The sequence below is a fragment of the Lagierella sp. ICN-221743 genome (assembly GCF_037890055.1).
In the GTDB taxonomy this organism is placed as follows: domain Bacteria; phylum Bacillota; class Clostridia; order Tissierellales; family Peptoniphilaceae; genus Mediannikoviicoccus.
Genome location: NZ_JBBKBD010000046.1, coordinates 1 through 2263 on the forward strand (window position 1 = coordinate 1; position 2263 = coordinate 2263).

General features: G+C 48.2%; 1 rRNA gene. It reads left to right on the forward strand.

What is annotated here, in order from left to right:
• Positions 1–2263: ribosomal RNA gene (locus WKS98_RS09870) — 23S ribosomal RNA — on the forward strand; the annotation flags it as partial.

The following is a 2263-nucleotide window of genomic DNA, read 5'->3' on the forward strand; positions in this document are numbered from 1 at the left end:
GATGATGTCGTACTTTTTGTAGAACGGGCCAGCGAGTTACGATATGCAGCAAGATTAAAGATTTAAGATCTGAAGTCGTAGAGAAATCGAGTCTTAATAGGGCGCAAGTTGCATGTTGTAGACCCGAAACCAGGTGATCTATCCATGTGCAGAGTGAAGTAGAGGTAAAACTCTATGGAGGCTCGAACCGGGTAACGTTTAAAAGTTATCGGATGACATGTGGATAGGGGTGAAAAGCCAAACGAACTTGGAGATAGCTGGTTCTCCTCGAAATAGCTTTAGGGCTAGCCTTATCGTAGTAATTGAAGGGGGTAGAGCACTGAATAGTCTAGGGGCATATAATGTTACCGAAACTTATCAAACTCCAAATACCATCAAATTAGCGATAGGAGTCAGACTATGAGGGATAAGCTTCATAGTCAAAAGGGAAAGAGCCCAGACCACCAGCTAAGGTCCCAAAATATAGATTAAGTGGAAAAGGATGTAACACTACTCGGACAACCAGGATGTTGGCTTAGAAGCAGCCATACATTTAAAGAGTGCGTAATAGCTCACTGGTCAAGTGGTGATGCGCCGAAAATAAACGGGGCTAAAATCTAATACCGAAGCTGTGGATGCGCTTAGCGCATGGTAGAGGAGCATTGTGTAAGGAGTGAAGACAAGCTGCAAGGCGAATTGGACCAAACACAAGAGAGAATGCTGGCATGAGTAGCGAGAAGGTGAGTGAGAATCTCACCCGTCGAAAGCCAAAGGGTTCCTGGGGAAGGCTCGTCCACCCAGGGTAAGTCGGGACCTAAGCCCAGGCCGAAAGGCGTAAGCGATGGACAACAGGTAGAAATTCCTGTACTATCTCAAGCGTTAAGAGAGAAGTGTTGACGCAGGAGGATATGTGAAGCGTGCGAACGGTAGAGCACGTTCAAGTAAGTAGGAGGTAGAAGTAGGCAAATCCGCTTCTGCAGAAACTCCGAGATACGATGAGGAGCGAAAAACAAGTAGTGAAGTCACAGATTCCACACTGCCAAGAAAAGGCACTATCCAGCGAAGAGATACCCGTACCGTAAACCGACACAGGTAGGCGAGGAGAGAATCCTAAGACGCGCGGAAGAACCTTTGTTAAGGAATTCGGCAAAATGACCCCGTAACTTCGGGAGAAGGGGTACCGAGAATTGTATATGTTAAACACAAAAAGCAAAACTTGGTCGCAGAGAATAGGCCCAAGCGACTGTTTACCAAAAACACAAGTATCTGCTAAATCGAAAGATGAAGTATAGGTGCTGACACCTGCCCGGTGCTGGAAGGTTAAGGGGAAGACTTAGCGCAAGCGAAGGTTAGAACTTAAGCCCCAGTAAACGGCGGCCGTAACTATAACGGTCCTAAGGTAGCGAAATTCCTTGTCGGGTAAGTTCCGACCCGCACGAAAGGTGTAACGATTTGGGCACTGTCTCAACAAAGGATCCGGTGAAATTGTAGTAGTCGTGAAGATGCGACTTACCCACGGTAGGACGGAAAGACCCCGTGGAGCTTTACTGCAAGCTGACATTGGATTTTGGTATTGAATGTACAGAATAGGTGGGAGACGAAGAAGTTAGGTCACAAGACTTAATGGAGTCACAAGTGGGATACCACCCTTTCAATGCTAAAGTTCTAACTTGGCACCTTGAAACAGGTGTGAGGACACTGTCAGTTGGGCAGTTTGACTGGGGCGGTCGCCTCCTAAAGAGTAACGGAGGCGTTCAAAGGTTTCCTCAGAATGGTTGGAAATCATTCAAAGAGTGCAAAGGCAAAAGGAAGCTTAACTGCGACACCGACAAGTGGAGCAGATACGAAAGTAGGACTTAGTGATCCGGTGGTACCGAGTGGAAGGGCCATCGCTCAACGGATAAAAGCTACCCCGGGGATAACAGGCTTATCTCCCCCAAGAGTTCACATCGACGGGGAGGTTTGGCACCTCGATGTCGGCTCGTCTCATCCTGGAGCTGGAGAAGGTTCCAAGGGTTGGGCTGTTCGCCCATTAAAGAGGCACGCGAGCTGGGTTCAGAACGTCGTGAGACAGTTCGGTCCCTATCCACCGTGGGCGTAAGAAATTTGAGAGGAGCTGCTCCTAGTACGAGAGGACCGGAGTGGACAGACCGCTGGTGTATGAGTTGTACCGCCAGGTGCACAGCTCAGTAGCTACGTCTGGAATGAATAAGCGCTGAAGGCATCTAAGCACGAAGTCAACCTCAAGATGAGATTTCTTTGTAGAAATACGAGAGAAACCAGG